This is a genomic window from Sphingomonas tabacisoli (genome assembly GCF_042678385.1).
Lineage (GTDB): Bacteria > Pseudomonadota > Alphaproteobacteria > Sphingomonadales > Sphingomonadaceae > Sphingomonas_B > Sphingomonas_B tabacisoli.
Genome location: NZ_JBHUDY010000002.1, coordinates 25954 through 49587 on the forward strand (window position 1 = coordinate 25954; position 23634 = coordinate 49587).

Consider the following 23634-nt stretch of genomic DNA (forward strand, 5'->3'; position numbering starts at 1 on the left):
ACGACGATGACGCGTGCATTTCTCGCCGCTTCGGCCGTGCTGGCGTTGACCGCACCGGCCGCCGCCAACACCGTGATCACCTTCGAGACACAGGCCGACGGCGTGACGCCGTTCCCGGCCATGTCCAATTCGCCGGGCGCAGCGGTCCCGGCGGGCTCGCAGCTCAGCAACCAGTTCCTCGCCACGAACGGCGTCACTTTCTCGTCCGGCGCCGGCTATGTCGCGGTGGTCGATCACGTGCCCGGCTGCGGCGCGACCTGCACGCCGACGCCGCCGAACATCATCGGCGGCACTGCGGCCAATGGCACGCTCAGCTATTCGACCCCGATCACGGCCGCGTTCTTCAGCACCGCCAACACGTCGCTCAAGGCGACGACCGGCTTCGTGCGCGTGCTCGGCGACAAATTCCCCGACGGCAGCATCGCAACGCTCGAAGCCTATGGCGTGGGCGGCAATCTGCTTGGCTCGGTCAGCGTCAACGAAGGCAATGTCTTCGGCCAGGGCGCGGACCTCAGCCTGTCGCTCGCCGGCATCCAGTCGGTCCGCTTCTATTCGAACGGCGCGACGATCGGCTTCGACAATTTCGAATTCGGCGAGCTGAGCGCCGTACCGGAACCGGCCAGCTGGGCGCTGATGATCGCCGGCTTCGCGATGACCGGCCTGGGCGTGCGGCGACGGGCGCGGCCGGCGATCGCCTGAATGCACGGATAAGGGGGAGCGGGCTCGGGGCCAAGGCTCCGGGCCCGCCGTTTATGCGAAGCCGCTGCCCGCTTCGCGCGGGGCCATGCGGATCAGGCGGGAGGTCTCGACCGCCGCCTGGCGGTTGACGACGGCGCGGCGGTAGTCGGGATCGGTCACCATTTCGAGGAAGGCGGCGGCGTTCGGATAGACGGCGATGAAGGCCGCGTCCCAGCGCTCGTCGGCCGGGCCGATCAGCACGCATTCCGGGCGGCCGGAATAAAGAATCGTGCCGCCGACGCGCCGGAAGACCGGTCCGCTTTCGTCGCTGTAGCGCCGATAGGCCTCGGCGCCGGACAGCGCCTCGGCCGCCGCCGCGTGATCCGCCGGATAGGCGGCGCGCTCGCGGTAGCGGACCAGGTTCAGCATGTGAATCGGCGTGTCGCGGGGCAGCGCCTTGAAGGCATCAAAGGCGGCGCGCTCGGGATCGATGTGGTGGTCCATGCGGGGGAAGGTGACATGGCGGCGCGGGATTGGCGAGGGGGGTGTGCGCCCGGCTATTCGCCTGCCGGGGCGAGTTCGACCTCCACCAAGCGCGTCTCCTTCTCGCAATCGTGGCAGAAGGCGTAGTCGTAAGCTGCGCCGAGCACCCAGTCCTGCGAGGCGACATCCCACTCGGCCCACGCGTCGCGCGTGACGGACGTTCCACCACACATATTACAGACGAAGGTGACGCGCTTGTCTGTTGGAATCATGCCGTCAGTCTGATCGGCGATGACGGTGGGGGCAAGCGGTGGCGCGTAGAACTTGGTCCGAAGCGGTGGCAAATGCCGCGCCGCGGCAGGTCGAGGATCGGCCGTCTATCAGGAAAGGCGGCCTGCGAAATAAGAGGCTCCATTGTCGAGCCGGTAGTGGAAGCTCGTGAGATGCGGCAACATCACGAAAGCCCCTCATCGTCTTCGATTGCTATCGGAGCATGGATATCGCGATCAAGCAGAGCCCATAGGTCCTCACACAGCAACCGGTCTATCCGAAAGATTGAGGCATTTAATAGCGGATCTGTTTTCATGCTTGGTCGCAAATCACAGTAATACACCCCGTCGAGTGGGTTTATCTTAATCGTGAACGCCTTGAAGTGGCCTGGAAGGAAGGTTGACGCGACTCTGTACGTACGATCCGACTTTTTTCCACGTTGAACATCGTTCAAAAAGATCGCGACATGGGGAACGGCTTTTTCCGTCAATGCGTTGAGTAAAAGCTTATCTGTGAAGATTTTCCCTAGACGATCTTTGCTTGATGTTTTGACCGAGCCAATGACTTTAACCTCCTCTCCCGCCGTAAGAACGAGATCATGTTGAAAATTCATGTCACATTGCTTGACGCCATCTACATACACCGGAACTCGTACAGTAGCAGATGAGCAGTCGACACCCATCCGGCGAATCCAAAGCTGCATTTGGCGCTCGAACAGATCGCCATTGAGCTTGCGAGCAAAGTTACTTGCATCAGCGGGGAGGCCGTCGAGGGCCACGCCGATACACTGCTGTGAGGTGTAGATGACTCGATTCATCAATTCTCGGGCGGACGGATCCAGAGAAGTCATGAACTCCCTTCGCCCGATGTCTCCTAAGAGGTGGGCCTTGAAATCGCGCAGGTCATTTAACGAGCAAAGTAGCGTCGCGTTGAGCGGCCGTGAGATAGGAAAACGAGACTCAATAAGGAGCTGCCAAAAGCGATAGTTCGGTTCATTCTGGCAGACAATTTCAGCCTGTAGCCACGAACTTTGGCTACTAAGCAGGTCAGAAGTGAATTGAAGATAGTCCTCTATTTCTTGAAAATTAGCTTTATTTCGTGCTCTCGCTACGAAATGCGAGAGGGTCAACGGATCGACTCCCGTCGGAGAGCCACGACTCGATCTTGTTCCATCCAATATGCTTCGTCCCGAACCTTAACCTTGGCTAATCGATCAGCAGCCCATCGATTATATTGAGGGTCAAGATCACACGCTGCCCATTTGCGGCCCAGCTGTTCCGCAGTTACCGCTGTTGTGCCGCTCCCTGAGAACGGATCTAGTATCATATCTCCGGGCTGTGATGTTGCCACGATCAGTTTACGAAGCAACTCCTCAGGCTTCTGTGTAGGATGGGGAGTCTTCTCTGCCATTCCGTTTGAAATGGTCGGAATCTCTATGACATCTTTTGGCTTTGCGCCCAAAGGGTTCGGATTCCATACGTGTTTTTTGCCGTCACGCGCGAAATCGCTAGAATCAGCTTGCGGGTGACTTGGATATTTGAGCGTATGTTGTCCATAGGGAATTCTCGCGGCATCAACGTTGAGCGCAAAGTCCTTGTGCCTAAGATGTACGATGCTCTCATGTGATCGGCCAAAGTCCTTTCCCAAATTTGCCTTGTTCTTATAGTGCCAGATCAACCACTTAAGATAAGAGAAGTAGGACCGTGCAGGTCCAGCGACGTCGGCAACGATTTCAGTGAATCCACAAACCATTAGGCTGCCCGTGGGTTTTAGGACGCGCGCACTTTGTTTAATCCACGACAAACACCAATCGACATAAATATCATGGCTCTCAAACGAATCCCAAGAAGCCTTGCCGATGTTGTATGGAGGATCAGCAAATACCAAATCGACCGATTGGTCTGGAACGGCAGAAAGCCATTCCAGGCAGTCTACAGTCGAAAGTTTCCCAACTTCAAATTGAGAGCCCTTCGCGAGATATCGTTCAGAAAAGTCACGTTCGATCGTAAGGTCATATTGCTCGGAACTTAGTTTCAGAGCCTTTTGCGGCACGTCTTCACTCCCAAAGATGCCCGGCATCGTCGCCTGAAGTGCGACGACGCCAAAGGATGCTACGGCATCGCGCCTATTCATCGTTCGGCGCTACTAATCCAGATCACTCCGCCGCCACGCCCGCCCGGGCGAACATGTCCTCGCCGCCTTCGTCCTCGTTCGCGACTACGGCCAGCTTCGCGGCTTTGCGGCGGTCGAAGTTATCCCACACTTCGTTCCAGTTTCCGCGGGTGGCGGCCTTCGAATATTCCGTTGCGCGAGTTTCGAAGAAATTGGCGTGCTCGACGCCGTTCAGCAGCGGGGCGAGCCAGGGGAGGGGGTGTTCGTCGATCATGTAGATCGGCGCGAAGCCGAGCTGGCCCAGGCGCCAGTCCGCGATGTAGCGGATGTACTTCTTGATCTCCTTGGGCGTCATGCCGGGCACCGGGCCCATTTCGAACGCCAGGTCGATGAACGCATCCTCCAGCCGCACCGTCTTCTGGCAGACGTCCAGAATGTCCTCGCGCACCGACTTGGTCAGGCAGTCGCGTTCCTTCACGAAGGCGTGGAACAGGCGCGTGATGCCTTCGCAGTGCAGGCTCTCGTCGCGCACCGACCAGCTCACGATCTGGCCCATGCCCTTCATCTTGTTGAAGCGCGGGAAGTTCATCAGCATCGCGAAGCTGGCGAAGAGCTGCAGCCCCTCGGTGAAGCCGCCGAACATCGCCAGCGTCTTCGCGATATCCTCGTCGCTGTCGACGCCGAAGGTGGAGAGGTAATCGTGCTTGTCCTTCATCTCCTTGTACTGGAGGAAGGCCGAGTACTCGCTTTCCGGCATGCCGATCGTGTCGAGCAGGTGGCTGTAGGCGGCGATGTGCACCGTCTCCATGTTGCTGAACGCGGTCAGCATCATCTTGACCTCGGTGGGCTTGAAAACTCGGCCATATTTGTCGTGGTAGCAATCCTGCACCTCGACATCGGCCTGGGTGAAGAAGCGGAAAATCTGCGTCAGCAGGTTGCGCTCGTGATCCGTCAGCTTCTGCGCCCAGTCGCGGCAATCCTCGCCCAGCGGCACTTCCTCCGGCATCCAGTGGATCTGCTGCTGGCGCTTCCAGAACTCGAACGCCCAGGGGTATTCGAACGGCTTGTAGGATTTGGAGGCGGACAGGAGAGGCATGGACGAAGCTCCTTATGAGCGGAAATATGGGGCCGGCGCGGCGATTTGCCGAGTCGTGCGTTGTGGGGGCGAAACGATGAAGGAGGACGAGCGATGAGCGATCTGAACATCCGCGAGGACATGGAAGTCATCAGCGCCGACGGCGTGCATGTCGGCACCGTCGACCACATGGACGGCGAGCGGATCAAGCTGAAGAAGAGCGATTCCGGGCATGCGGCGATCGAAGGCGCGAGCCATGCCGGGCATCACCATTATCTGTCCGTCGGCCTGGTCGCCGGCGTGGAAGGGGACAAGGTGCGCCTGTCGGTCGCGAGCGCCAACGTCAGCGAATTCCTGGAGGAGAAGAGCGAGGCTTAAGGCCTTAGCACCAGGATGAAATCCCGTTCGGGCTGAGCTTGTCGAAGCCCTTCCTTTCTTTTCTCGATGTCCGGAAGAAAAAGGGAGGCCTTCGACAGGCTCAGGCCGAACGGAGCGGGGTGCCACCTCAAACAGGCGGCCGCGCCCCTTTCCCCTTATGCCTACTGGCACGCCAGGCATTCGTCGTAGTCCTTCGCCTCGACCTCGATCTGGCGCAGGTCGGGGGTGTTGTCGGCTTCGACGCCGCCTGCGAAGCCGGCGCGCTGCACGGACTTGGAGCGGAGATAGTAGAGCGACTTGATGCCGAGCTCCCAGGCGCGGAAGTGGAGCATCAGCAGGTCCCATTTCTCGACATCGGCCGGGATGAACAGGTTCAGCGAGGCCGACTGGTCGATATAGGGCGTGCGATCGGCGGCGAGCTCGAGCAGCCAGCGCTGGTCGATCTCGAAGCTGGTCTTGTAGCAGTCCTTTTCCTCGGGCGTGAGGAAGTCGAGGTGCTGGACCGAGCCGCCTTTCTCAAGGATCGAGTTCCACACCGCGTCCGAGTTCTTCGACTTGTCGACTAGCAATTTCTCCAGATACGGATTGCGGATCGAGAAGCTGCCCGACAGCGTCTTGTGGGTGTAGATGTTGGCCGGGATCGGCTCGATGCAGGCGGACGTGCCGCCGCAGATGATCGAGATCGAGGCGGTCGGCGCGATCGCCATCTTGCACGAGAAGCGTTCCATCACGCCGCGCTCGGCGGCGTCCGGGCACGGACCGCGCTCGGTCGCCAAGAGCATCGACGCCTCGTCCGCCTTGGCGCGGATGTGCTTGAACATCTTCAGGTTCCACGACTTGGCCATCGCCGATTCGAACGGAATGCCGCGCGCCTGCAGGAACGAGTGATAGCCCATCACGCCGAGGCCGACCGAGCGCTCCTGGCTCGCCGAATAGCGGGCCCGCGCCATCTCCTCGGGCGCGCGCTCGATGTAGTCGGAAAGGACATTGTCGAGGAAACGCATCACGTCCTCGACGAACTGCTTGTCGCCGTTCCACTCGTCCCAGGTCTCGAGGTTCAAGGACGACAGGCAGCAGACCGCGGTGCGGTCCTTGCCATGCTGGTCGCGGCCCGTTGGCAAAGTGATTTCCGAGCAGAGGTTCGAGGTCGAGACCTTCAGGCCCAGCTCCTGGTGATGCCGCGGCATCGCCTTGTTCACATGGTCGGAGAAGACGATGTAGGGCTCGCCGGTCGCAAGGCGGGTCTCGACCAGCTTCTGGAACAGGGCGCGCGCGTCGACCTTGGCGCGCTCCGACCCGTCCTTGGGCGATTTGAGCACCCATTCGGCGCCGTCGCGCACCGCTTCCATGAACGCGTCGGGGATCAGCACACCGTGGTGCAGATTGAGCGCCTTGCGGTTGAAGTCGCCCGAGGGTTTGCGGATTTCGAGGAACTCCTCGATCTCCGGGTGGCTGATGTCGAGATAGCAGGCGGCCGAACCGCGGCGCAGCGAGCCCTGGCTGATCGCGAGCGTCAGCGAATCCATCACGCGCACGAACGGGATGATGCCGCTGGTCTTGCCGTTGAGGCCGACCGGCTCGCCGATGCCGCGCACGCTGCCCCAATAGGTGCCGATGCCGCCGCCGCGCGAGGCAAGCCAGACATTCTCGTTCCAGGTGTTGACGATGCCTTCCAGGCTGTCGTCGACCGAGTTCAGATAGCAGGAAATCGGCAGGCCGCGCCCGGTGCCGCCGTTCGACAGGACAGGCGTCGCCGGCATGAACCAGAGCTTCGAGATATAATCATACAGCCGCTGCGCATGGGCGGCATCGTCGGCGTAGGCCGAGGCCACGCGCACGAACAGGTCCTGATAGGATTCGCCGGGCAGCAGATAGCGGTCCTTCAGCGTCTCCTTGCCGAAATCGGTCAGCAGCGAATCGCGGCTGTGATCGACCTCCACCGGAAAGGGCTGGGGACGCACCTCGCTGCTGCCGGTGCCGGTTCCCGTGCTCGACGCTTCAAGCGTGGTCGTGCTCACGTCCGTCTCCTGCGTGTCCCTGAAATCCATGCGTCCCGAGCCCCTCAATGTTCCCGATCTGTTCGATTCGGGCAAGCCTTCAAACTGTAACACCGGCGGCACGGGTCTGGGGCAGGCATTTCAGCGCGATCCCCATGTTCCACAGGGCAAGGCTCCGCCGTCCACGCGATATGGTGTCGCGCGGCGGTGAATACCACCTCTTGTGTGTGCCCCCAGCGTTGCCCCAACAGATTGTGCCAAGCCGAGTCCCGGCGCAAGACGGTAAATGCATGGGGGCACCCGCATTTCGTCGCTGAAAAGATTCGTTTCGGCGCTGTTCCGAGGTCTTGCGCCGTGCGGATTCGGGGGCGTCGGCGCGGCGTTTGACGGAACGCCGCGGCTCGCAGATTCTTGTGGATTATCTGGATCGTGAAAGGGGAAGCGCAGCAATGGCGGAAACGGACAACTTCAGGCCGACAGCGAAGATGGCCGCGAACGCCCAAAAGGGCCTCGACCTGCGCGAAAAGCACGGCCGCGGCGGCACGCATGTCGGCGTCGCGCGCGCCCGCCAATTGATCGCCCGCGAAGCGCTGGACCCGCGCGACATCAAATCGATGTACAGCTATTTCGCCCGCCACGCGGTCGACAAGCAGGGCCGCAATTGGGCCGATCCCGACAAGCCGTCCGCCGGCTATATCGCCTGGCTGCTCTGGGGCGGCGACGAGGGAAAGACCTGGGTGGACGCCAAGCGGAAGATGCTCGGCTGAGCGGGGTCGGCTATCGACCTATTGCGGGCATAGCCCCTCTCCCGCTTGTGGGAGAGGGAGGGGCCCAAGCCGTCAGGCTTGGGAGGGTGAGGGCCTGTATCGAGAACCGAACCCAGGACCCTCACCCCGCTCGCGCCCACACGCGCGAATCGCCCTCTCCCGCAAGCGGGAGAGGGGCTAAACGTCCGCAATCTACCATTGCAGACATCGCCTTGCAGCAAATCACCCCGCCCGGCGCACCGGACGGGGTGATATTGGCTTAGGCTGCGACGCTCGTCATGCGGGTGCGGCGGCGCGAGGCCGCGCCGAGCAGGCCGAAGCCGCCCAGCATCATCGCCCAGGTCGCCGGTTCGGGCACGGCGGCGGCGGTGGGAACGCGGACGGTCCCGATCTGGAAGGCTGCGGTGCCGGCTTCGGCGGCCGGATTGTTCTTCGTCGTCAGCGTGAAGAACGCATCCAGCTTGGTTCCGCCCAGGGTCGAACGCGCGCTGAGGCCGCTGAAGTCGATCGAAGCGAACGGGCCGCCCGAGGTCTGGAAGGCCGGACCGGTATAGGTGAAGACCAGGTTCGGAATGTTGGGATCGTCCGTCTGGCCCGGCGTCAGGATGACGTTGTTCGACGTGTTTTCAACCGACGCGGTGACCGAGGCATTGCTGCCGACCGAAATCGAGTTGGCGACGTAGCCGGCGAAATCGAAGATCACCAGGCGATCGCCCGGACGCAACCCCTCGTCCGGCCCGAGCGTTCCCTGATAGTTGAACGTGAAGTTGTTCGGACCGTTGTTGGTGATGCTTTGCAGCGTGATCACTGCCGCGCTGGCAGGGTATGCGAACGCAACGGCCGCAACGGCGGCCAAGACCCGTTTTTTCATGAATCATACTCCCTGAGCATCGTTGCCCCCCAATGGGCAAGCGCGAAGCTCGACCGCCAAACACGCGCGCAGGGATTCGGTTCTGCGGCTGGCGGAACAAGTCGGCGGGTCGGGCGTAATCGCGGGTGAAACGATCCTCGACCCCTGCGGCCGGGGACATTCCCCTTCGTCCGCCCATGCCCTAGAAAGGGCCGCCAAGCTGTGCGAGGGGGCGGGCCCATGACGACCATCATCCGCGAAGCCGATCTGATCGAGAGCGTCGCCGACGCGCTCCAGTACATTTCCTACTATCACCCGATGGATTACATCCGGGCGCTGGGCGCGGCCTATGAGGCCGAGGCGTCGCCGGCGGCGAAGGACGCGATCGCGCAGATCCTCACGAACAGCCGCATGTGCGCCGAGGGGCATCGGCCGATCTGCCAGGACACCGGCATCGTGACGGTGTTCGTCAAATGGGGCCAGGACTGCCGGCTGGAATCGGACAAGTCGCTGCAGGAAGTCGTCGATGAAGGCGTGCGGCGCGCCTATCTGAACCCCGAGAATCGGCTGCGCGCCTCGATCCTGCGCGATCCGGCCTTCAGCCGCGTCAACACCAAGGACAACACGCCCTCCGTGCTCAACGTCGAGATGGTGCCGGGGCATCATGTCGAAGTGATGCTGGCGGCGAAGGGCGGCGGCAGCGAGAACAAGTCCAAGTTCAAGATGCTGAATCCCAGCGACTCGATCGTCGACTGGGTGCTGGAGATGGTGCCGCAAATGGGCGCCGGCTGGTGCCCGCCGGGCATGCTCGGCATCGGCATCGGCGGCACGGCGGAAAAGGCGATGACGCTCGCCAAGGAATCGCTGATGGGCGATATCGACATGGCGCAGCTGAAAGCCCGCGGGCCGCAGAACAAGATCGAAGAGCTTCGGATCGAGATTTTCGACAAGGTCAACGCGCTCGGCATCGGCGCGCAGGGCCTTGGCGGGCTGGCGACGATCCTAGACGTGAAGATCCTCGACTGGCCGACGCACGCGGCGTCGAAGCCGATCGCGATGATCCCCAATTGCGCGGCGACTCGGCACGCGCATTTCCACCTCGACGGCTCCGGCCCCGCCTATCTGGAACCGCCGAGCCTGTCCGAATGGCCGGACGTCAATTGGACGCCGGACAAGGCCGCGATCCATGTCGATCTGAACACGCTGACGCCGGAGGTGGTCGCGAGCTGGAAGCCGGGCGACCGGCTGCTCCTCAACGGCAAGATGCTCACCGGCCGCGACGCCGCGCACAAGCGCATCCAGGACATGCTCTCGCGCGGCGAGGAACTGCCGGTCGAGTTCAAGGGCCGCGTGATCTATTATGTCGGCCCGGTCGATCCGGTTCGCGACGAGGTCGTCGGCCCCGCCGGCCCCACCACGGCCACGCGCATGGACAAGTTCACGCGGATGATGCTGGAGCAGGGCCTGCTGGCAATGGTTGGCAAGGCGGAGCGCGGTCCGGTCGCGATCGAGGCGATCCGCGACCACAAGGCGGCCTATCTGATGGCGGTCGGCGGCGCGGCCTATCTCGTCGCTCGCGCGATCAAGGCGTCGAAGGTCGTCGGCTTCGAAGACCTCGGCATGGAAGCGATCTACGAATTCGAAGTGAAGGACATGCCAGTGACGGTCGCCGTCGACGCGACAGGCGAAAGCGTCCACCACACCGCGCCGCTCGTCTGGCGCGAGAAGATCGCGCGGGAGAAGCTGCTGGAGACGGTTTAACCCCTCTCCCGCTTTCGGGAGAGGGAGGGGCCCGCCGCGAAGCGGTGGGAGGGTGAGGGCATATGTCCAGCACAGCGCCCAGCACCCTCACCCCGCTCGCGCCCGCAGGCGCGAGTCGCCCTCTCCCGCGAGCGGGAGAGGTGCTATTGCTCGATCTTCGGCAGGCGCAGCCGCGGGATGTCGATCTTGGGACAGCGATTCATCACGACCTGGAGGCCGGCGGCTTCGGCGCGGGTGGCGGCTTCTTCGTTGATGACGCCTAGTTGCATCCAGACGGCTTTCGCGCCGGCGGCGATTGCCTCGTCGACCGCTTCGCCGGCGGCCTGCGGGCGGCGGAAGATGTCGACCAGGTCGATGGGCTCGCCGATCTGGGCGAGCTCGCGCCAGACATATTCGCCATGGACATGCTCGCCGGTGATCTGCGGGTTGACGGGCAAGACCCGGTATCCGTGATCCTGCAGGAAGCGCATCACATGATAGCTGTCGCGGTCCGGGCGGTCCGAGGCTCCCACCATTGCAATGATGCGGGTGGAGCGGAGGAGGTCGGCGATTTCTTCGTCGCGGGTGAGGGGCATCAGCGTCAAACGCGTTCGTTGTGGTTGCGATCCAGCCAGGCGTTCAGCTTTTCCGCGAGCGCCCGGAACGGCGCGCCGGCGAAGCCGTCATGGGCGGCCGGCGGCTCGCCGGCGTCGCTGGCCTGACGGATCGCGATCTCGAGCGGCACGCGGCCGAGGAAATCGAGGCCCATCGCCGCCGCCGCGGCTTGCGCGCCGCCGGCGCCGAACGGGTCGCTGATCTGGCCGCAATGGGGGCAGGCATAGCCGGCCATGTTCTCGATCAGGCCGACGATCGGAATGTTCGCCTGGGTGAAGAGGTCGACCGCGCGGGCGGCGTCGATCAGCGCCAGATCCTGCGGCGTCGAGACGATCACGGCGCCGGCGGGCTTGTGCTTCTGGAGCATCGAGAGCTGCACGTCGCCGGTACCGGGCGGCAGGTCGACGATCAGCGTGTCGATCTCGCCCCACCCGGCGTCGATCAACTGGCCGAGCGCGTTGCCCGCCATCGGTCCCCGCCAGGCGATCGCCTGCCCCGGCTTGACGAGCTGCCCCATCGACAGGATCGGCACGCCGAATTTTGTCCCGACGGGCAGCAGTTTCTGGTCTTCGGCGACCGGCCGCGTGCCCTCGGCGGACATCAGGCGCGGGACGGAGGGGCCGTAGATATCGGCGTCGACAAGCCCGACCTTGCGCCCCAGCCGCTGCAGCGCGACGGCGAGGTTGGCGGCGAGGGTCGATTTGCCGACGCCGCCCTTGCCGGAGCCCACCGCGATCAGCCGGCGTTCGCGCTTCTCGCTGGTCATGGCAATGCGGACGTCGGTCACGTCGGGCAAAGCGAGCAGCGCCTGTTTCGCCGCATCCGCCATCGCGTCGCGCGTTTTCTGGTCGAGGCCGGTCACGTCGAGGATCAGCGACGCGGTGCCGTCCTTCAGGCGCGGCGGCGCGGCGCGGCTGCCGACGATTTTCGAGATTGCGGCGTAGAGACGATCGGGTTCGGCCATGCCGGCGCGGATAGGCGAGTGGTTCCGCCGACGGAACACTGTTTTTCTTGTGTGTCCTCCCTATAAAGGCGTGATGAACAAGCTGACGGCGTGGCTTTGGCCACAAGGCGCCATGTTGAACGAAGGCGGCGGCCCCTGGGGCGGCCGTGGCGGTGGGAATGGCGGCGGAGACGGCGATGGCGGCGGCCCGCGCAATCCGTGGAGCGAGCCGCCCAGCGGCGGTCGCCCGCGCGGCAACCGGCCCGGACCCGCGGCGCTCGACGAGCTGCTGCGCCGCAGCCGCGAGCGCTTCGGCTCCGGCGGCGGCTTTCCCGATCTGAACGGCCGGCCGATCTGGGCCTATGCCTTGCTCGCCTTCCTGGCGCTCTGGATCGTGTTCACCAGCGTCCACTCGATCGCGCCGCGCGAACGGGGCGTGATCCTGCGCCTCGGCCGCTATGCGGGCACGATGAGCCCGGGCGTCAATTTCAGCTTCCCGGCGCCGGTCGACCAGGTGGTCAAGCAGAACATCGAGGAAATCCGCACCGTCGATATCGGATCGACCGCCGCCGAGAACGAGAATCTGATGCTGACCAGCGATCAGAACATCGTCGATCTCGCCTATTCGGTGCGCTGGAACATCAGCGACCCGGCGCTCTTCCTCTTCCAGTTGAAGGACCCCGAGGACACGATCCGCGAAGTCGCCGAATCGGCGATGCGCGCGGTGATGGCGAACGTGACGTTGAACGACGCGATCGGCGCCGGCCGCACCTCGATCGAGGCGCAGGTCGCGCAGCGCATGCAGGAGCTGCTGAACGCCTATCGCTCCGGCGTGCGCATCCAGGGCGTCGCGATCAAGCAGGCCGATCCGCCCGCCGAAGTGACCGAGAGCTTCAAGAAAGTGTCGGCGGCGCAGCAGAACGCGATCGCCTATCTGAACGGCGCGCGCGCCTATGCCCAGCAGATTACCGCGCGGGCGCAGGGCGAGGCCGCGGCGTTCGACAAGGTCTATGAACAGTACAAGCTGGCGCCGGAAGTGACGCGCCGGCGCATGTATTACGAGACGATGGAGGATGTGCTGTCCAAGGTCGACAAGACGATCGTGGAAGTGCCCGGCGTGACGCCGTATTTGCCGCTCGACCGGCTGCCCAAGGCCCAGGCCGCCCAGGAGCCGCAGCAATGAGCCCGGTGTTCAGCCTGCGTAACCCGATCGTGCTGGCGCTCGCGGCGATCGCTTTGCTCGTCCTGCTTGCCAGCACGATCGCGGTGGTGCCGGAGACGCGCCAGGCGGTGATCGTCCGCTTCGGCGAGCCGGTCAGCATCGTCAATCGCTACCGCCCGGGCGAGGCGTTTGGCCGCACCGGTGCGGGCCTGATCCTGCGCGTGCCGTTCGTCGACCAGCTCGTCTGGCTCGACAAGCGCGTGATGGACGTGTCGATGGACCGGCAGCAGGTGCTGTCGACCGACCAGCGGCGGCTGAATGTCGACGCCTATGCGCGCTTCCGCATCATCGACCCCCTACGCACCTATGTAACGGCGGGCAGCGAGCAGCAGGTCGCCGACCAGCTTCGCCCGATCCTCGGCTCCGCGCTCCGCAACGAGCTCGGCAAGGTGCATGCGGCCGCGCTGCTCTCGCCGGAGCGGACGCGCGTGATGCACGAAATCCAGGAAGGGCTGGACACGGTCGCGCGGCAATATGGCGCGCAGATCATCGACGTGCGCATCAAGCGCACCGACCTGCCCGACGGCACGCCGCTGCAATCGGCGTTCGAGCGCATGCGCTCGGCGCGCGAACAGGAAGCGCTGACCATCGAGGCGCAGGGCGCGAAGCAGGCGCAGATCATCCGCGCCGAAGCCGATGCGGAGGCCGCGCGCACCTATGCAGCGAGCTTCGGGAAAGACGCGGACTTTTACGAGTTCTACCGGGCGATGCAGTCGTACCGGCAGACCTTCAAGTCCGATGCCGCCGAAACCAACATCATCCTGTCCCCGAACAACGCCTATCTGAAGGAGTTCAACGGGCGCTCACGATGACAAATGTCATTCAAAGATCGTTCAGGAATCATGCCGCACCCCTGCGGTCGCGCCGGACGCGTCCGCGCCGGTGCCGAATCTGAGAGGATACTCAAGACGTGCGTTACGCCTATGCTTTGACCACGGCCCTTCTTCTGGGCGGCGTCGCCAGCTCCGTCGCGATGCAGCAGCCCTTGGGCGCGCAGACGCCGCAGAACGCTCCGCAAGCCATGGCTGCCGCGGCGCCGCGCGGCGCGCCGATGAGCTTCGCCGACCTGACCGCCAAGCTGCAGCCGGCCGTCGTCAACATCTCGACCACCCAGCGCGTGCAGGTGAGCCAGGGCACCAACCCGTTCGCCGGCACGCCCTTCGCAGACCTGTTCGGCGGCGATAACAGCGGCGGCACGACGAACAATGGCCGGCCGGTGACGCGCCAGGCGCAGTCGCTCGGCTCCGGCTTCATCATTTCGCCCGACGGCTATATCGTCACCAACAACCACGTCGTCGCGCCCGGACGCCAGGGCGCGGTCGTCGAATCGATCACCGTGACGCTGCCTGACCGGCGCGAATACAAGGCGCGGCTGGTCGGCCGCGACCTCGCGTCCGACCTGGCCGTGCTGAAGATCGAGGCGGGCGCCAATCTGCCGTTCGTGCGCTTCGGCGATTCGATGCACGCCCGCGTCGGCGACTGGGTGCTGGCGATCGGCAACCCGTTCGGCCTGGGCGGCACCGTCACCTCGGGCATCATCTCGGCGCTGCACCGCAACACCGGCCAGGGCGGCGCCTATGACCGCTACATCCAGACCGATGCGGCCATCAACATGGGCAACTCCGGCGGCCCGATGTTCGACCTCAACGGCAACGTGATCGGCATCAACACCGCGATCCTGTCCTCGACCGGCGGCAATGTCGGCATCGGCTTCGCGATTCCGGCCGAGCAGGCCAAGCCCGTCGTCGACCAATTGATGAAGGGCGGCCGGGTCAAGCGCGGCTATCTGGGCGTGCAGATCCAGCAGCTCGACCAGTCGATCGCGGACTCGCTGGGCCTCGACAAGAATCGCGGCGAGTTGATCGCCAGCGTCGAGCCGGGCGGCGGCGCCGAGAAGGCCGGCATCCGCCAGGGCGACGTGATCGTTGCCGTGAACGGCCAGCCGGTCACGCCGGACGAGACGCTCTCCTATCTCGTTTCCAACGCGCCGATCGGCTCGCGTATTCCCATCGACCTGATCCGCGACGGCCGCCGCATGACGGTCACCGCGACGGTCGGCGAACGCCCGCCGGAAGAGCAGCTCGCCTCGCGGCTCGGCGGCGGCGGGGACGACGACAGCTTCGGCAATGACGAAGACAACAACACGCAACAGCAGGCGGCGCAGGCCTCGCTCGGCCTCGCCGTCCAGCCGCTGACCCCGGCGATTGCGCGCCAGGTCGGCGTTCCGGCGACCACCCGCGGCCTGGTGATCGGCGGCGTCGATCCGTCGAGCGACGCGGCGTCCAAGGGCTTGCAGCGCGGCGACGTGATCATCTCGGTGAACGGCCGGCCGGCCGTCGCGGTCGCGGATGTGCGCGCGGCCGTGACCGAAGCGTCCAAGGCCAACCGTTCCAGCGTGCTGCTGCTCGTCCAGCGCGGCACCAATCCGGCGCGCTATATCGGGCTCAAGATCAAGAACGGGTAACTCAACCCTCTCCCACCGGGAGAGGGTCGACTCGCCATGGGCGAGCGGGGTGAGGGCGACGAAGGCTGTCGCCCTCACCCTCCCAGCGCTTCGCGCCGGGCCCCTCCCTCTCCCGCAGGGAGAGGGGCTTTTCGGCTGCGCTCGCGCGCTCTACACCCCCTCCCCATGAGCGACGACGGTGTCTTTATCGGGCAAGGCGGCGGGCAGCCGCAGATCCTCAACTTCAAGCGCGCCAACCGGCACGGGCTGATCGCGGGTGCGACCGGCACCGGCAAAACGGTGACCTTGCAGGGCATCGTCGAGGGCTTTTCCAAAGCCGGGGTGCCGAGCTTCGTCGCCGACGTAAAGGGCGATCTCTCCGGCCTTGGCATGGCCGGCTCGCCGACCGCCAAGACGCATGAGATTTTCGCCGCGCGCGCAGCCGAGATCGGCATGACCGACTGGGCCTATGCCGACAATCCGGTGCAGCTCTGGGACCTGTTCGGCGAGCAAGGCCATCCGATCCGCACGACCGTTTCCGAAATGGGGCCGCTGCTGCTGTCGCGGCTGATGAACCTCAATGAGACGCAGGAAGGCGTGCTGACGATCGCCTTCACCGTCGCCGACAAGGACGGGCTGCTGCTGCTCGATCTCGACGATTTGCAGGCGATGCTGGTCAACTGCGCCGAGCGCGCCGACGAGCTGACCACCACTTACGGCAATGTCTCCAAGCAGAGCATCGGCACGATCCAGCGCTCGCTGCTGCAATTGCGCAGCCAAGGCGGCGATCATTTCTTCGGCGAGCCGGCGCTCGACATCCAGGATCTGATCAAGACCGACGATGGCGGGCGCGGCGTCGTCAACATCCTCGCCGCAGACAAATTGATGGCGAGCCCGAAGCTGTACGCCACCTTCCTGCTGTGGCTGCTGTCCGAGCTGTTCGAGCAGCTTCCCGAGGTCGGCGACCCGGATAAGCCGAAGCTCTGCTTCTTCTTCGACGAGGCGCACCTGCTGTTCGACGAGGCGCCGGATGCGCTGCTCGAAAAGGTCGAGCAGGTGGTGCGCCTGATCCGGTCGAAGGGCGTCGGCGTCTATTTCATTACGCAAAACCCGATCGACGTGCCGGACAAGGTCGCGGCGCAGCTCGGCAACCGTGTGCAGCACGCGCTCCGCGCCTTCACGCCGGCCGATCAGAAAGGCATCCGCGCCGCCGCCGATACCTTCCGTGCCAATCCTGGTGTCGATGTCGCAACCGCGATCACCGAGCTGAAAGTCGGCGAAGCTTTGGTCTCGCTGCTGCAGCCGGACGGCAGCCCCAGCCCCGTCGAGCGCACGCTGATCAAGCCGCCCTCGTCGCGCGTCGGGCCGCTGAGCCCGCAGGAGCGCGGCGTGCTGCGCCAGACCGATGCTGTCGGCACGAAGTACGACGCGGTCGTCGATCGCGAATCGGCCGAGGAAATACTCGCCGCCAAGTCGGCCCAGGCGGCCGCCGCCGCGGCGCAGGCCAAGGCGCAGACCGAGGCGGATAAACAGGCGGCGGCGCAGGCCAAGGAAGAGGCACGCCAGGCACAGATCGCCGCACGCGAGGCGGCCAAGCCGACGCTCACCGACAAGATCATCCAGACCGCCGCGCGCACGGCGACATCGGCGGTGACGCGCCAGGTCGCGAACGAGCTTGGCCGGGCCGTGTTCGGCGGGAGCAGCCGCAGCCAGAGCTCGAGCGGCGGGCTTGTCGGAAGCCTTTTGCGCGGGGTACTCGGAAATCTGGTGAAGTGATGCGCACGACGCTCGCGGCGCTTGTGCTGGGCATGGGGGGTCCGGCGCTCGCCGCATCGCCGCTGGTCGGCAGCTATGACGGGCACCAGATGGAGGTCGCGGCCGGGCTCGATCTGAACGCGGACGGCACGTTCCAATATGGCTTGTCCTATGGCGCTCTGGACGAACAGGCCAAGGGGCGCTGGATGGAGCGGGACGGCAAGGTCCTGCTGACGACCGAACCGGCGCCCAAGCGCCCGACCTTTACAGTCGTGAGCGACACCCCATCGTCCGACGGCAAGCTTATTGTGGCGCTCGATAAGCCGGAGGCGCTGGGCGGCGTCACCCTGACGGTGCGGGTGACATTCAAGGGCTCGGATAAGCCGATGTTCCTGGAAGTCGGGGAGGACGGTACGGTGCCGCTGCCGCGCGGCCTGACCCCCGTCGCGGTCGTGCCGGACCTGCCGATCTATGACGTGCCGCTTGACCCCTATCCGCTGAAGGACGTGGGCCGCACGCTGATCTTCCGGTTCGAACCGAACGATCTGGGCGTTGCCGATTTCCGCGATGAGCCGCTGATCATCGACAATGGCCAGCTCGTCATGCGGCGCTACGACCGGACATTGACGTTCAGGAAAGAAGGCAAGTGATCGAACGACATCGGGAATTGACCGTCCGGGCCGTGCTGCTCGGCGGGGTCATCACTCTGCTCTTCACTGCGGCGAATGTTTATCTCGGGCTCCGGGTCGGCCTCACGTTCGCGACGTCGATCCCGGCGGCCGTCATTTCGATGGCGCTGCTGCGGGCCTTCGCGAACGGCACGATCCTCGAGAACAATATCGTCCAGACCGTGGCATCGGCGGCGGGGACGCTGGCCGCGATCTGCTTCGTGCTGCCCGGCCTGGTGATGATCGGCGCGTGGCACGATTTCCCATTCTGGACGACAGCGCTGATCACCTTCCTCGGCGGCTTCCTCGGCGTGATGTTCTCGATTCCCTTGAGGCGCGCGCTCGTCGTCGACACGCCACTCCCTTATCCCGAAGGCGTCGCGGCGGCCGAAGTTCTGAAGGTCGGCGAGAGCGACAACAAGGCGGGCCTCGCGATTATCACCACCGGCGCGATTGCGTCGGCGGGCTATGCGCTGCTCGCGGCGATGAAAGTCGCGGTGGCCGAGGCGACGACGTTCTTCCGCGTTGGTGCGGGCGCGACGGGGATATCGGCGGGCCTGTCCTTCGCACTGATGGGCGCGGGACACCTGGTCGGCATTTCGGTGGGCGTGGCGATCGGCATCGGCATTCTGATCGGCTGGGCCGGCGCCGTGCCGATCCTGACCGCCGGCATTCCCGGCGCGGCTGAAGCCGTCGCGCTCAAAGTCTGGGGCGATCAGGTGCGTTTCTTCGGCGCGGGCGTGATCGGCGTCGCGTCGATCTGGACCTTGCTCAGCATCCTGAGTCCGATCTTGCGCGGCGTCCGTTCGGCGCTTGCCGCTTCGGCGCATCGCAAGGGCAGCGGCGGCGAGCTGCCGCTTCACGAGCGCGACTTGCCGATCGGACTTGTGGCGATCGGCAGCCTCGCGGCGCTTGCGCTGATCGGCGTGCTGCTCGCCACGCAGGTCGGCAGCATCGGCAACGAGGTGTTGGTGATCGGCGGCAGCCTGGTGTTCGTGGTGCTGGCCGGCGCGTTCATCGCCGCCGTGTGCGGCTATATGGCTGGGCTGATCGGCGCGTCGAACAGCCCGATCTCCGGCGTCGGCATCCTGTCGATCATCGCCGCTTCGCTGCTGATCGGCGTGGTGGCAGGTGGCACGGGGCCGAGCGGACCGCTGGTCGTCTATGCGCTGACCGTGACTGCCGTGGTGTTCGGCGTCGCGACGATCTCCAACGACAATCTGCAGGACCTGAAGACCGGCCAATTGGTCGGGGCGACGCCCTGGAAGCAGCAGGTGGCGCTGATCTTCGGCGTGTTCTTCGGGTCGCTGGTGATCCCGCCGGTGCTGTCGCTGCTGAACCAGGCCTATGGCTTTGCCGGCGCGCCGGGTGTGGGGCCGAACGCGTTGCCGGCCCCGCAGGCGGCGCTGATCTCCGCGCTTGCCAAGGGCGTGCTGGGCGGGACGCTCGATTGGCGGATGATCGGCTATGGCGCGATCGCGGGCGTCGTCATCGTGGTGATCGACTTCGCGCTTGCGGGCATGAAGCGCTGGCGCTTGCCGCCGCTCGCCGTCGGGCTCGGCATCTATTTGCCGATGCAGACGAGCCTGCTGGTCGTGGTCGGCGCGATCGGCGGCTGGTTCTATGACCGCTGGGCGCAGCGTCAGCGAGATCCCGAAGGGTCGGAACGGATGGGCGTGCTGCTCGCGACCGGGCTGATTGTCGGAGAAAGCCTGTTCGGCGTGGCCGTCGCGGGGCTGGTCGTCGCGACCGGCAAAGACGCGCCGCTGGCGATCATGTCCGAAGGCTTTGCGCCCACCGCCCTGATCCTGTCGCCGATTTTGTTCGCGGTGCTGACGGCGTGGCTCTACCGCCGCACGGCCTCAGCCGCGGCCGCGGTAGCCGGGGACGGCCTGGTCCGGGAGCCATAGGCCGGCGGGCGGTTCGCCCGACTGCCAGAACACGTCGATCGGGATGCCGCCGCGCGGATACCAATAGCCGCCGATGCGCAGCCAAAGCGGCTTCATCTCCGCGAGCAGCCGCTCGGCGATGCCGACGGTGCAATCCTCGTGGAAGGCGGCGTGATTGCGGAAAGAGCCGAGGAACAGCTTCAGCGACTTGGATTCGACGATCGTCTCGCCCGGCGCATAGTCGATGACGAGGTGCGCGAAATCGGGCTGGCCAGTGACCGGGCAGAGCGACGTGAACTCCGGAGCGGTGAAGCGGACGAGATAGGGCCGGCCGGGCCGCGGGTTCGGGACGTAATCGAGAACCGCGTCTTCGGGACGCGCGGGCAGCGTCGAGGGCTGGCCGAGATGGGTGATGCTCATGGGGCGCACATAATGCGCACCACCCGCAATCCCAAACGCGGTTTGGCCTGAGCTTGTCGAAGGCCTCCCTTCTTCTTACGGCTGCTTCAGAAAAGAAAGGGAGGGCTTCGACAGGCTCAGCCCAAACCGGAGGGATAATGACCAAAGCGTTTCTACTCGCAGCCGCGGCGCTGCTCGCTGTCCCCGCGCTCGCGCAGGACAAGAAGGACGAGGCCAAGGCCGAACGCGCAGCCGCCGATATCCCGCCGCCGCAGGTGGTCGTCTCGCACCACAGCGGCGTCTTCGGCGGGCAGAAAATCAACTACACCGCGACGGCGGGCGAAATCTATCTGAAGGCCGAGGACGGCACGCCCAAGGCCGCGATCAATTACTATAGCTATGTCAAGGAGCCGCGCGATCCGTCGCGGCCGGTGACCTTCCTGTTCAACGGCGGGCCGGGCTCGGGATCGGTGTGGCTGCACATGGGCGCGTTCGGGCCGAAGCGGGTCGCGATCCCGTCAGACGCGCACGACGATGGCGCGCCGCCCTACCCGTTGCTCGACAACCCCGATTGCCTGCTCGACGTCACCGACATCGTGTTCATCGATCCGGTCGGCACCGGCTTTTCCCACGCGCTCGGCAAGACGGAGCCCAAGGACTATTGGGGCGTCACCAAGGATGCCAAGTCGATCAACCAGGCGATCCGCCTGTGGCTGAACGACAATGGCCGCTGGAACAGCCCGAAGTTCCTCGGCGGCGAGAGCTATGGCACGACCCGTTCCGCCGCGGTCGCGCACGAGCTGGAGGGCAGCTACAACGACGTCGCGCTGAACGGCATCATCCTGATCTCGACGATCCTCGACTTTGGCGCGCAGGCGGAAGTGGAGGGCAACGACATGCCCTATGTCGTGGCGCTCCCCTCAATGGCCGCGGTCGCCTGGTACCACGACAAGGTGCCGAACAAGCCGGCGACGGTCGCGCAGTTCGTGGCCGAGGCAAAGGCGTTCGCGGCCGGCGAATATGCGACCGCGCTGATGAAAGGCCAGGCGCTGAGCGGGCCGGAACGCGACGCGATCCGCCAGAAACTCGCTCGCTACACGGGCCTGTCCGAGCAGTTCGTCGAGCGCACCGATCTACGCGTCTCGCCGAACCGGTTCTGGAAGGAACTGCTGCGCGATCGCGGGCTCGTCGTCGGCCGGCTCGACAGCCGTTATCTCGGCAAGGACCGCGACAATGCCGGCGAAGGCTTCGACAATGATCCCAGCTTCTACGGCATCGACGGCGGCTACACCGCCGCGATCAACGCCTATGTGCGCGATACGCTCGGGTTCAAATCGGACCGGTCATACGTGACGATCGGGTCGGTCCAGCCCTGGGATTGGGATCTGGGGAATGGCGACGCGACCTATTACAAGTCGGTCGCGCCCTATATCGGCCAGGCCCTGCGCGAAAATAGCGGGCTGCGGGTGTTCGTCGGCCAGGGCTATTACGATTTCGCGACGCCCTTCTTCGGCGCCGAATATGCGCTCAGCCGCACCGGCTTCCCGCAGGACCGCATCCAGTTTCATTACTACGATGCCGGCCACATGATGTACGTCCGCGACGAGGATCGGCACAAGCTCGCGAACGACATCAAGACGTTCATCCGCAGCCGATGATCGCGCGTTTGGACGGGATATGACGACGCTCATTCCCGTCCTTGGCGATCAGCTCTCGCCCCGCATTTCCTCGCTTCAAGATGCCGATCCTCAGGCCACGGTCGTCCTGATGATGGAGGTGGCGGACGAGACGCGGTACGTCCGCCACCACCGCCGCAAGCTCGCCTATATCCTGTCAGCGATGCGCCACCACGCCGAGGCGCTGCGCGCGGACGGGTGGACGGTCGATTATGTAAAGCTCGACGACCCTGCCGAGCCGTCCAGCTTCACCGGCGAGCTCGCCCGCGCGATCGAACGGCACGCGCCTGAGCGGATCGTCGTGACCGAGGCGGGCGAGTGGCGCGTCCAGGCAATGCTGGAAAGCTGGGAGACGCTGTTCGGCATCCCGGTCGAAATCCGGACCGACGACCGGTTCATCGCCAGCCATGCCGAGTTCGAGGCCTGGGTCGAGGATCGCGACGGACTGGTCATGGAGTTCTTCTATCGTGAGCAGCGGCGGAAAACCGGCCTGCTGATGACGCCGTCTGGCAAGCCCGAGGGCGGGCGCTGGAACTTCGACAAGGAGAATCGCAAGCCCGCTCAGGTCGATCTGTTCATGCCCGAGCCACCGCGTTTTCCCGCCGACGCGATCACACGCGACGTGATCGCGCTGGTCGAGGAGCGCTTCCCGGAGCTGCAAGGCAGTCTTGAGGATTGGGACCTGGCGGTGACCCGGGAGGATGCGCTGCGCGCGCAGGCGCTGTTCCTCGATCATGCGCTGTGCCGTTTCGGCGATTACCAGGACGCGATGGTGATGGGCGCGCACCGGATGTGGCACTCGCACCTCTCTCCGTACATCAACTCGGGGCTGTTGGACCCTCTTGCGCTCGCCCGCGAGGTCGAGGCGCGCTATCGGGCCGGCAAGGTTCCGCTCAACTGTGCCGAAGGGTTCATCCGCCAGGTGATCGGCTGGCGGGAGTTCATGCGCGGCGTCTATTGGCTGGCCGGCCCCGATTACATCGAACGCAACTTCTTCGGCACGAAGCGGCGGCTGCCGAGCTTCTACTGGACCGGCGAGACCGACATGCGCTGCCTGGCGGAATCGATCGGCCAGACCTGGCGCTATGCCTATGCCCACCACATCCAGCGGCTGATGGTGACGGGCAATTTCGCCCTGCTGATCGGCGCCGACCCGCTCGCGGTGCACCTCTGGTATATGGAGGTTTATCTCGACGCCTATGAATGGGTGACGCTGCCGAACACGCTGGGCATGAGCCAATACGGCGATGGCGGGCTGGTCGGCACCAAGCCCTATGTGTCGAGCGCGGCCTATATCGACCGCATGTCCGACTATTGCGGGCATTGCCGCTACGATCCGAAGCAGCGCATCGGGCCGGACGCCTGCCCGTTCAACAGCCTCTATTGGGATTTCTTCGCCCGCAACCGCGACAGGCTGGAAGACAATCCGCGCGTGCGTAACGTCTATCGCACCTGGGACCGGTTCGACGGGGATGTGCAGCAAGCCGTTCGCGCCCAGGCCGCAGGGTTCCTCGCCGGTCTAGACGAAGCGCCCTATGGCCCCGAGCGCGATGAAGGCTAAGCGATCGCGAGGGCGGGCGCCCGCCGCCGGCGGGCTGCAGCGCCGGCAAGGCCAAAGCCAAGAAGCATCAGCGCCCAGCTTGCCGGCTCGGGCACGGCGGCAATGCGCAGCAC

The 23634-nt window shown here is 64.9% G+C and carries 22 protein-coding genes and 1 pseudogene; 12 read left to right on the plus strand and 11 right to left on the minus strand.

The genetic code is table 11. The annotated features are described in order from the left end of the window. The first annotated feature begins 6 nt into the window (after positions 1 to 6). The gene (locus tag ACFSCW_RS13315) at positions 7 to 699 is read left to right on the plus strand and encodes a PEPxxWA-CTERM sorting domain-containing protein (RefSeq protein WP_380890210.1); all 693 of its coding nucleotides are present in this window, start codon (positions 7 to 9) and stop codon (positions 697 to 699) included. A 51-nt stretch (positions 700 to 750) separates the two neighbouring features. Here the strand turns inward: ACFSCW_RS13315 and ACFSCW_RS13320 are convergent, their stop codons facing one another. The 5 genes from ACFSCW_RS13320 to ACFSCW_RS13340 form a co-directional block, all read right to left on the minus strand. After that, a complete protein-coding gene (locus tag ACFSCW_RS13320; protein WP_380890212.1) occupies positions 751 to 1182 on the minus strand; it encodes a DUF1330 domain-containing protein in 432 nt (143 codons plus the stop codon). Positions 1183 to 1235: 53 nt separating this feature from the next. Next, positions 1236 to 1433, minus strand: a complete 198-nt coding sequence (locus ACFSCW_RS13325) for a hypothetical protein (RefSeq protein ID WP_380890214.1) — start codon at positions 1431 to 1433, stop codon at positions 1236 to 1238. A 182-nt stretch (positions 1434 to 1615) separates the two neighbouring features. After that, the gene (locus ACFSCW_RS13330; RefSeq protein WP_380890216.1) at positions 1616 to 2560 is read right to left on the minus strand and encodes a hypothetical protein; all 945 of its coding nucleotides are present in this window, start codon (positions 2558 to 2560) and stop codon (positions 1616 to 1618) included. Beyond that, positions 2557 to 3564, minus strand: a complete 1008-nt coding sequence (locus ACFSCW_RS13335; RefSeq protein ID WP_380890218.1) for a DNA-methyltransferase — start codon at positions 3562 to 3564, stop codon at positions 2557 to 2559. The genes ACFSCW_RS13330 and ACFSCW_RS13335 overlap by 4 nt, the downstream gene beginning before the upstream one ends. Positions 3565 to 3586: 22 nt before the next feature. Next, the gene (locus tag ACFSCW_RS13340; RefSeq protein WP_380890220.1) at positions 3587 to 4639 is read right to left on the minus strand and encodes a ribonucleotide-diphosphate reductase subunit beta; all 1053 of its coding nucleotides are present in this window, start codon (positions 4637 to 4639) and stop codon (positions 3587 to 3589) included. A gap of 93 nt (positions 4640 to 4732) precedes the next feature. On the opposite strand from ACFSCW_RS13340, the gene ACFSCW_RS13345 reads away from it, so the two are divergent. Beyond that, a complete protein-coding gene (locus tag ACFSCW_RS13345; RefSeq protein ID WP_380890222.1) occupies positions 4733 to 4996 on the plus strand; it encodes a DUF2171 domain-containing protein in 264 nt (87 codons plus the stop codon). 161 nt (positions 4997 to 5157) lie between these two features. On the opposite strand, the gene ACFSCW_RS13350 is transcribed toward ACFSCW_RS13345, so the two are convergent. Next, positions 5158 to 7044, minus strand: coding sequence for a ribonucleoside-diphosphate reductase subunit alpha (locus tag ACFSCW_RS13350; RefSeq protein WP_380890224.1), 1887 nt, complete (start codon positions 7042 to 7044; stop codon positions 5158 to 5160). Positions 7045 to 7442: 398 nt separating this feature from the next. On the opposite strand from ACFSCW_RS13350, the gene ACFSCW_RS13355 reads away from it, so the two are divergent. Beyond that, on the plus strand, positions 7443 to 7760 hold the full coding sequence (locus tag ACFSCW_RS13355) for a hypothetical protein (RefSeq protein ID WP_380890227.1): 318 nt from the start codon (positions 7443 to 7445) through the stop codon (positions 7758 to 7760). A gap of 259 nt (positions 7761 to 8019) precedes the next feature. On the opposite strand, the gene ACFSCW_RS13360 is transcribed toward ACFSCW_RS13355, so the two are convergent. Continuing rightward, positions 8020 to 8631, minus strand: coding sequence for a PEPxxWA-CTERM sorting domain-containing protein (locus ACFSCW_RS13360; RefSeq protein WP_380890230.1), 612 nt, complete (start codon positions 8629 to 8631; stop codon positions 8020 to 8022). A gap of 219 nt (positions 8632 to 8850) precedes the next feature. Here ACFSCW_RS13360 and ACFSCW_RS13365 point away from each other — a divergent pair, with 219 nt between their 5' ends. Beyond that, positions 8851 to 10371 (plus strand): fumarate hydratase, encoded by a 1521-nt coding sequence (locus ACFSCW_RS13365; RefSeq protein WP_380890232.1) that lies wholly within the window; start codon positions 8851 to 8853, stop codon positions 10369 to 10371. 143 nt (positions 10372 to 10514) lie between these two features. On the opposite strand, the gene ACFSCW_RS13370 is transcribed toward ACFSCW_RS13365, so the two are convergent. Together ACFSCW_RS13370 and ACFSCW_RS13375 are read right to left on the minus strand one after the other, a co-directional pair. Then, positions 10515 to 10946, minus strand: coding sequence for a CoA-binding protein (locus ACFSCW_RS13370; protein ID WP_380891269.1), 432 nt, complete (start codon positions 10944 to 10946; stop codon positions 10515 to 10517). Between the two features lie 5 nt (positions 10947 to 10951). After that, positions 10952 to 11929, minus strand: coding sequence for an Mrp/NBP35 family ATP-binding protein (locus ACFSCW_RS13375; protein WP_380890234.1), 978 nt, complete (start codon positions 11927 to 11929; stop codon positions 10952 to 10954). A gap of 73 nt (positions 11930 to 12002) precedes the next feature. On the opposite strand from ACFSCW_RS13375, the gene hflK reads away from it, so the two are divergent. The 6 genes from hflK to ACFSCW_RS13405 all read left to right on the plus strand — a co-directional run bounded on the left by hflK (position 12003) and on the right by ACFSCW_RS13405 (position 19906). Beyond that, positions 12003 to 13091 (plus strand): FtsH protease activity modulator HflK, encoded by a 1089-nt coding sequence (gene hflK / locus ACFSCW_RS13380; protein ID WP_380890235.1) that lies wholly within the window; start codon positions 12003 to 12005, stop codon positions 13089 to 13091. Then, positions 13088 to 13942, plus strand: coding sequence for a protease modulator HflC (hflC, locus tag ACFSCW_RS13385; protein ID WP_380890237.1), 855 nt, complete (start codon positions 13088 to 13090; stop codon positions 13940 to 13942). Before hflK ends, hflC begins: the two co-directional genes overlap by 4 nt. Before the next feature lie 98 nt (positions 13943 to 14040). Beyond that, on the plus strand, positions 14041 to 15594 hold the full coding sequence (locus ACFSCW_RS13390) for a Do family serine endopeptidase (RefSeq protein ID WP_380890238.1): 1554 nt from the start codon (positions 14041 to 14043) through the stop codon (positions 15592 to 15594). 165 nt (positions 15595 to 15759) lie between these two features. Beyond that, positions 15760 to 17349, plus strand: a complete 1590-nt coding sequence (locus ACFSCW_RS13395; RefSeq protein ID WP_380890240.1) for a helicase HerA-like domain-containing protein — start codon at positions 15760 to 15762, stop codon at positions 17347 to 17349. Beyond that, the gene (locus ACFSCW_RS13400) at positions 17349 to 17978 is read left to right on the plus strand and encodes a hypothetical protein (protein ID WP_380890243.1); all 630 of its coding nucleotides are present in this window, start codon (positions 17349 to 17351) and stop codon (positions 17976 to 17978) included. Before ACFSCW_RS13395 ends, ACFSCW_RS13400 begins: the two co-directional genes overlap by 1 nt. Then, positions 17975 to 19906, plus strand: a complete 1932-nt coding sequence (locus tag ACFSCW_RS13405; RefSeq protein ID WP_380890246.1) for an OPT family oligopeptide transporter — start codon at positions 17975 to 17977, stop codon at positions 19904 to 19906. The genes ACFSCW_RS13400 and ACFSCW_RS13405 overlap by 4 nt, the downstream gene beginning before the upstream one ends. Here ACFSCW_RS13405 and queF read toward each other — a convergent pair. Further along, positions 19859 to 20305, minus strand: a complete 447-nt coding sequence (gene queF, locus ACFSCW_RS13410) for a preQ(1) synthase (RefSeq protein ID WP_380890248.1) — start codon at positions 20303 to 20305, stop codon at positions 19859 to 19861. The genes ACFSCW_RS13405 and queF overlap by 48 nt on opposite strands. Before the next feature lie 137 nt (positions 20306 to 20442). Between queF and ACFSCW_RS13415 the strand changes: the two genes are divergently transcribed. Together ACFSCW_RS13415 and ACFSCW_RS13420 are read left to right on the plus strand one after the other, a co-directional pair. After that, positions 20443 to 21942 carry a S10 family peptidase gene (locus tag ACFSCW_RS13415; RefSeq protein ID WP_380890251.1) on the plus strand — a complete coding sequence of 500 codons (1500 nt, stop codon included), beginning with the start codon at positions 20443 to 20445 and terminating at the stop codon, positions 21940 to 21942. Positions 21943 to 21961: 19 nt separating this feature from the next. After that, positions 21962 to 23521 carry a cryptochrome/photolyase family protein gene (locus ACFSCW_RS13420; protein ID WP_380890253.1) on the plus strand — a complete coding sequence of 520 codons (1560 nt, stop codon included), beginning with the start codon at positions 21962 to 21964 and terminating at the stop codon, positions 23519 to 23521. Here the strand turns inward: ACFSCW_RS13420 and ACFSCW_RS13425 are convergent. Continuing rightward, positions 23518 to 23631: pseudogene (locus ACFSCW_RS13425) on the minus strand (PEPxxWA-CTERM sorting domain-containing protein); the annotation flags it as partial. The gene ACFSCW_RS13420 and the pseudogene ACFSCW_RS13425 sit on opposite strands and share 4 nt — an antisense overlap. Positions 23632 to 23634: the final 3 nt, after the last annotated feature.

What these genes read in the sequence shown, in the direction of transcription:
- ACFSCW_RS13370 (WP_380891269.1), bottom strand. Translation starts at nt 10,946, where the DNA reads ATGCCCCTCACCCGCGACGAAGAAATCGCCGACCTCCTCCGCTCCACC.
- ACFSCW_RS13325 (WP_380890214.1), bottom strand. Translation starts at nt 1,433, where the DNA reads ATGATTCCAACAGACAAGCGCGTCACCTTCGTCTGTAATATGTGTGGT.
- ACFSCW_RS13340 (WP_380890220.1), bottom strand. Translation starts at nt 4,639, where the DNA reads ATGCCTCTCCTGTCCGCCTCCAAATCCTACAAGCCGTTCGAATACCCC.
- ACFSCW_RS13365 (WP_380890232.1), top strand. Translation starts at nt 8,851, where the DNA reads ATGACGACCATCATCCGCGAAGCCGATCTGATCGAGAGCGTCGCCGAC.
- ACFSCW_RS13345 (WP_380890222.1), top strand. Translation starts at nt 4,733, where the DNA reads ATGAGCGATCTGAACATCCGCGAGGACATGGAAGTCATCAGCGCCGAC.
- hflK (WP_380890235.1), top strand. Translation starts at nt 12,003, where the DNA reads ATGAACAAGCTGACGGCGTGGCTTTGGCCACAAGGCGCCATGTTGAAC.
- ACFSCW_RS13335 (WP_380890218.1), bottom strand. Translation starts at nt 3,564, where the DNA reads ATGAATAGGCGCGATGCCGTAGCATCCTTTGGCGTCGTCGCACTTCAG.
- ACFSCW_RS13395 (WP_380890240.1), top strand. Translation starts at nt 15,760, where the DNA reads ATGAGCGACGACGGTGTCTTTATCGGGCAAGGCGGCGGGCAGCCGCAG.
- ACFSCW_RS13350 (WP_380890224.1), bottom strand. Translation starts at nt 7,044, where the DNA reads ATGGATTTCAGGGACACGCAGGAGACGGACGTGAGCACGACCACGCTT.
- queF (WP_380890248.1), bottom strand. Translation starts at nt 20,305, where the DNA reads ATGAGCATCACCCATCTCGGCCAGCCCTCGACGCTGCCCGCGCGTCCC.
- ACFSCW_RS13415 (WP_380890251.1), top strand. Translation starts at nt 20,443, where the DNA reads ATGACCAAAGCGTTTCTACTCGCAGCCGCGGCGCTGCTCGCTGTCCCC.
- ACFSCW_RS13420 (WP_380890253.1), top strand. Translation starts at nt 21,962, where the DNA reads ATGACGACGCTCATTCCCGTCCTTGGCGATCAGCTCTCGCCCCGCATT.
- ACFSCW_RS13355 (WP_380890227.1), top strand. Translation starts at nt 7,443, where the DNA reads ATGGCGGAAACGGACAACTTCAGGCCGACAGCGAAGATGGCCGCGAAC.
- ACFSCW_RS13400 (WP_380890243.1), top strand. Translation starts at nt 17,349, where the DNA reads ATGCGCACGACGCTCGCGGCGCTTGTGCTGGGCATGGGGGGTCCGGCG.
- ACFSCW_RS13315 (WP_380890210.1), top strand. Translation starts at nt 7, where the DNA reads ATGACGCGTGCATTTCTCGCCGCTTCGGCCGTGCTGGCGTTGACCGCA.
- ACFSCW_RS13375 (WP_380890234.1), bottom strand. Translation starts at nt 11,929, where the DNA reads ATGGCCGAACCCGATCGTCTCTACGCCGCAATCTCGAAAATCGTCGGC.
- ACFSCW_RS13320 (WP_380890212.1), bottom strand. Translation starts at nt 1,182, where the DNA reads ATGGACCACCACATCGATCCCGAGCGCGCCGCCTTTGATGCCTTCAAG.
- ACFSCW_RS13360 (WP_380890230.1), bottom strand. Translation starts at nt 8,631, where the DNA reads ATGAAAAAACGGGTCTTGGCCGCCGTTGCGGCCGTTGCGTTCGCATAC.
- hflC (WP_380890237.1), top strand. Translation starts at nt 13,088, where the DNA reads ATGAGCCCGGTGTTCAGCCTGCGTAACCCGATCGTGCTGGCGCTCGCG.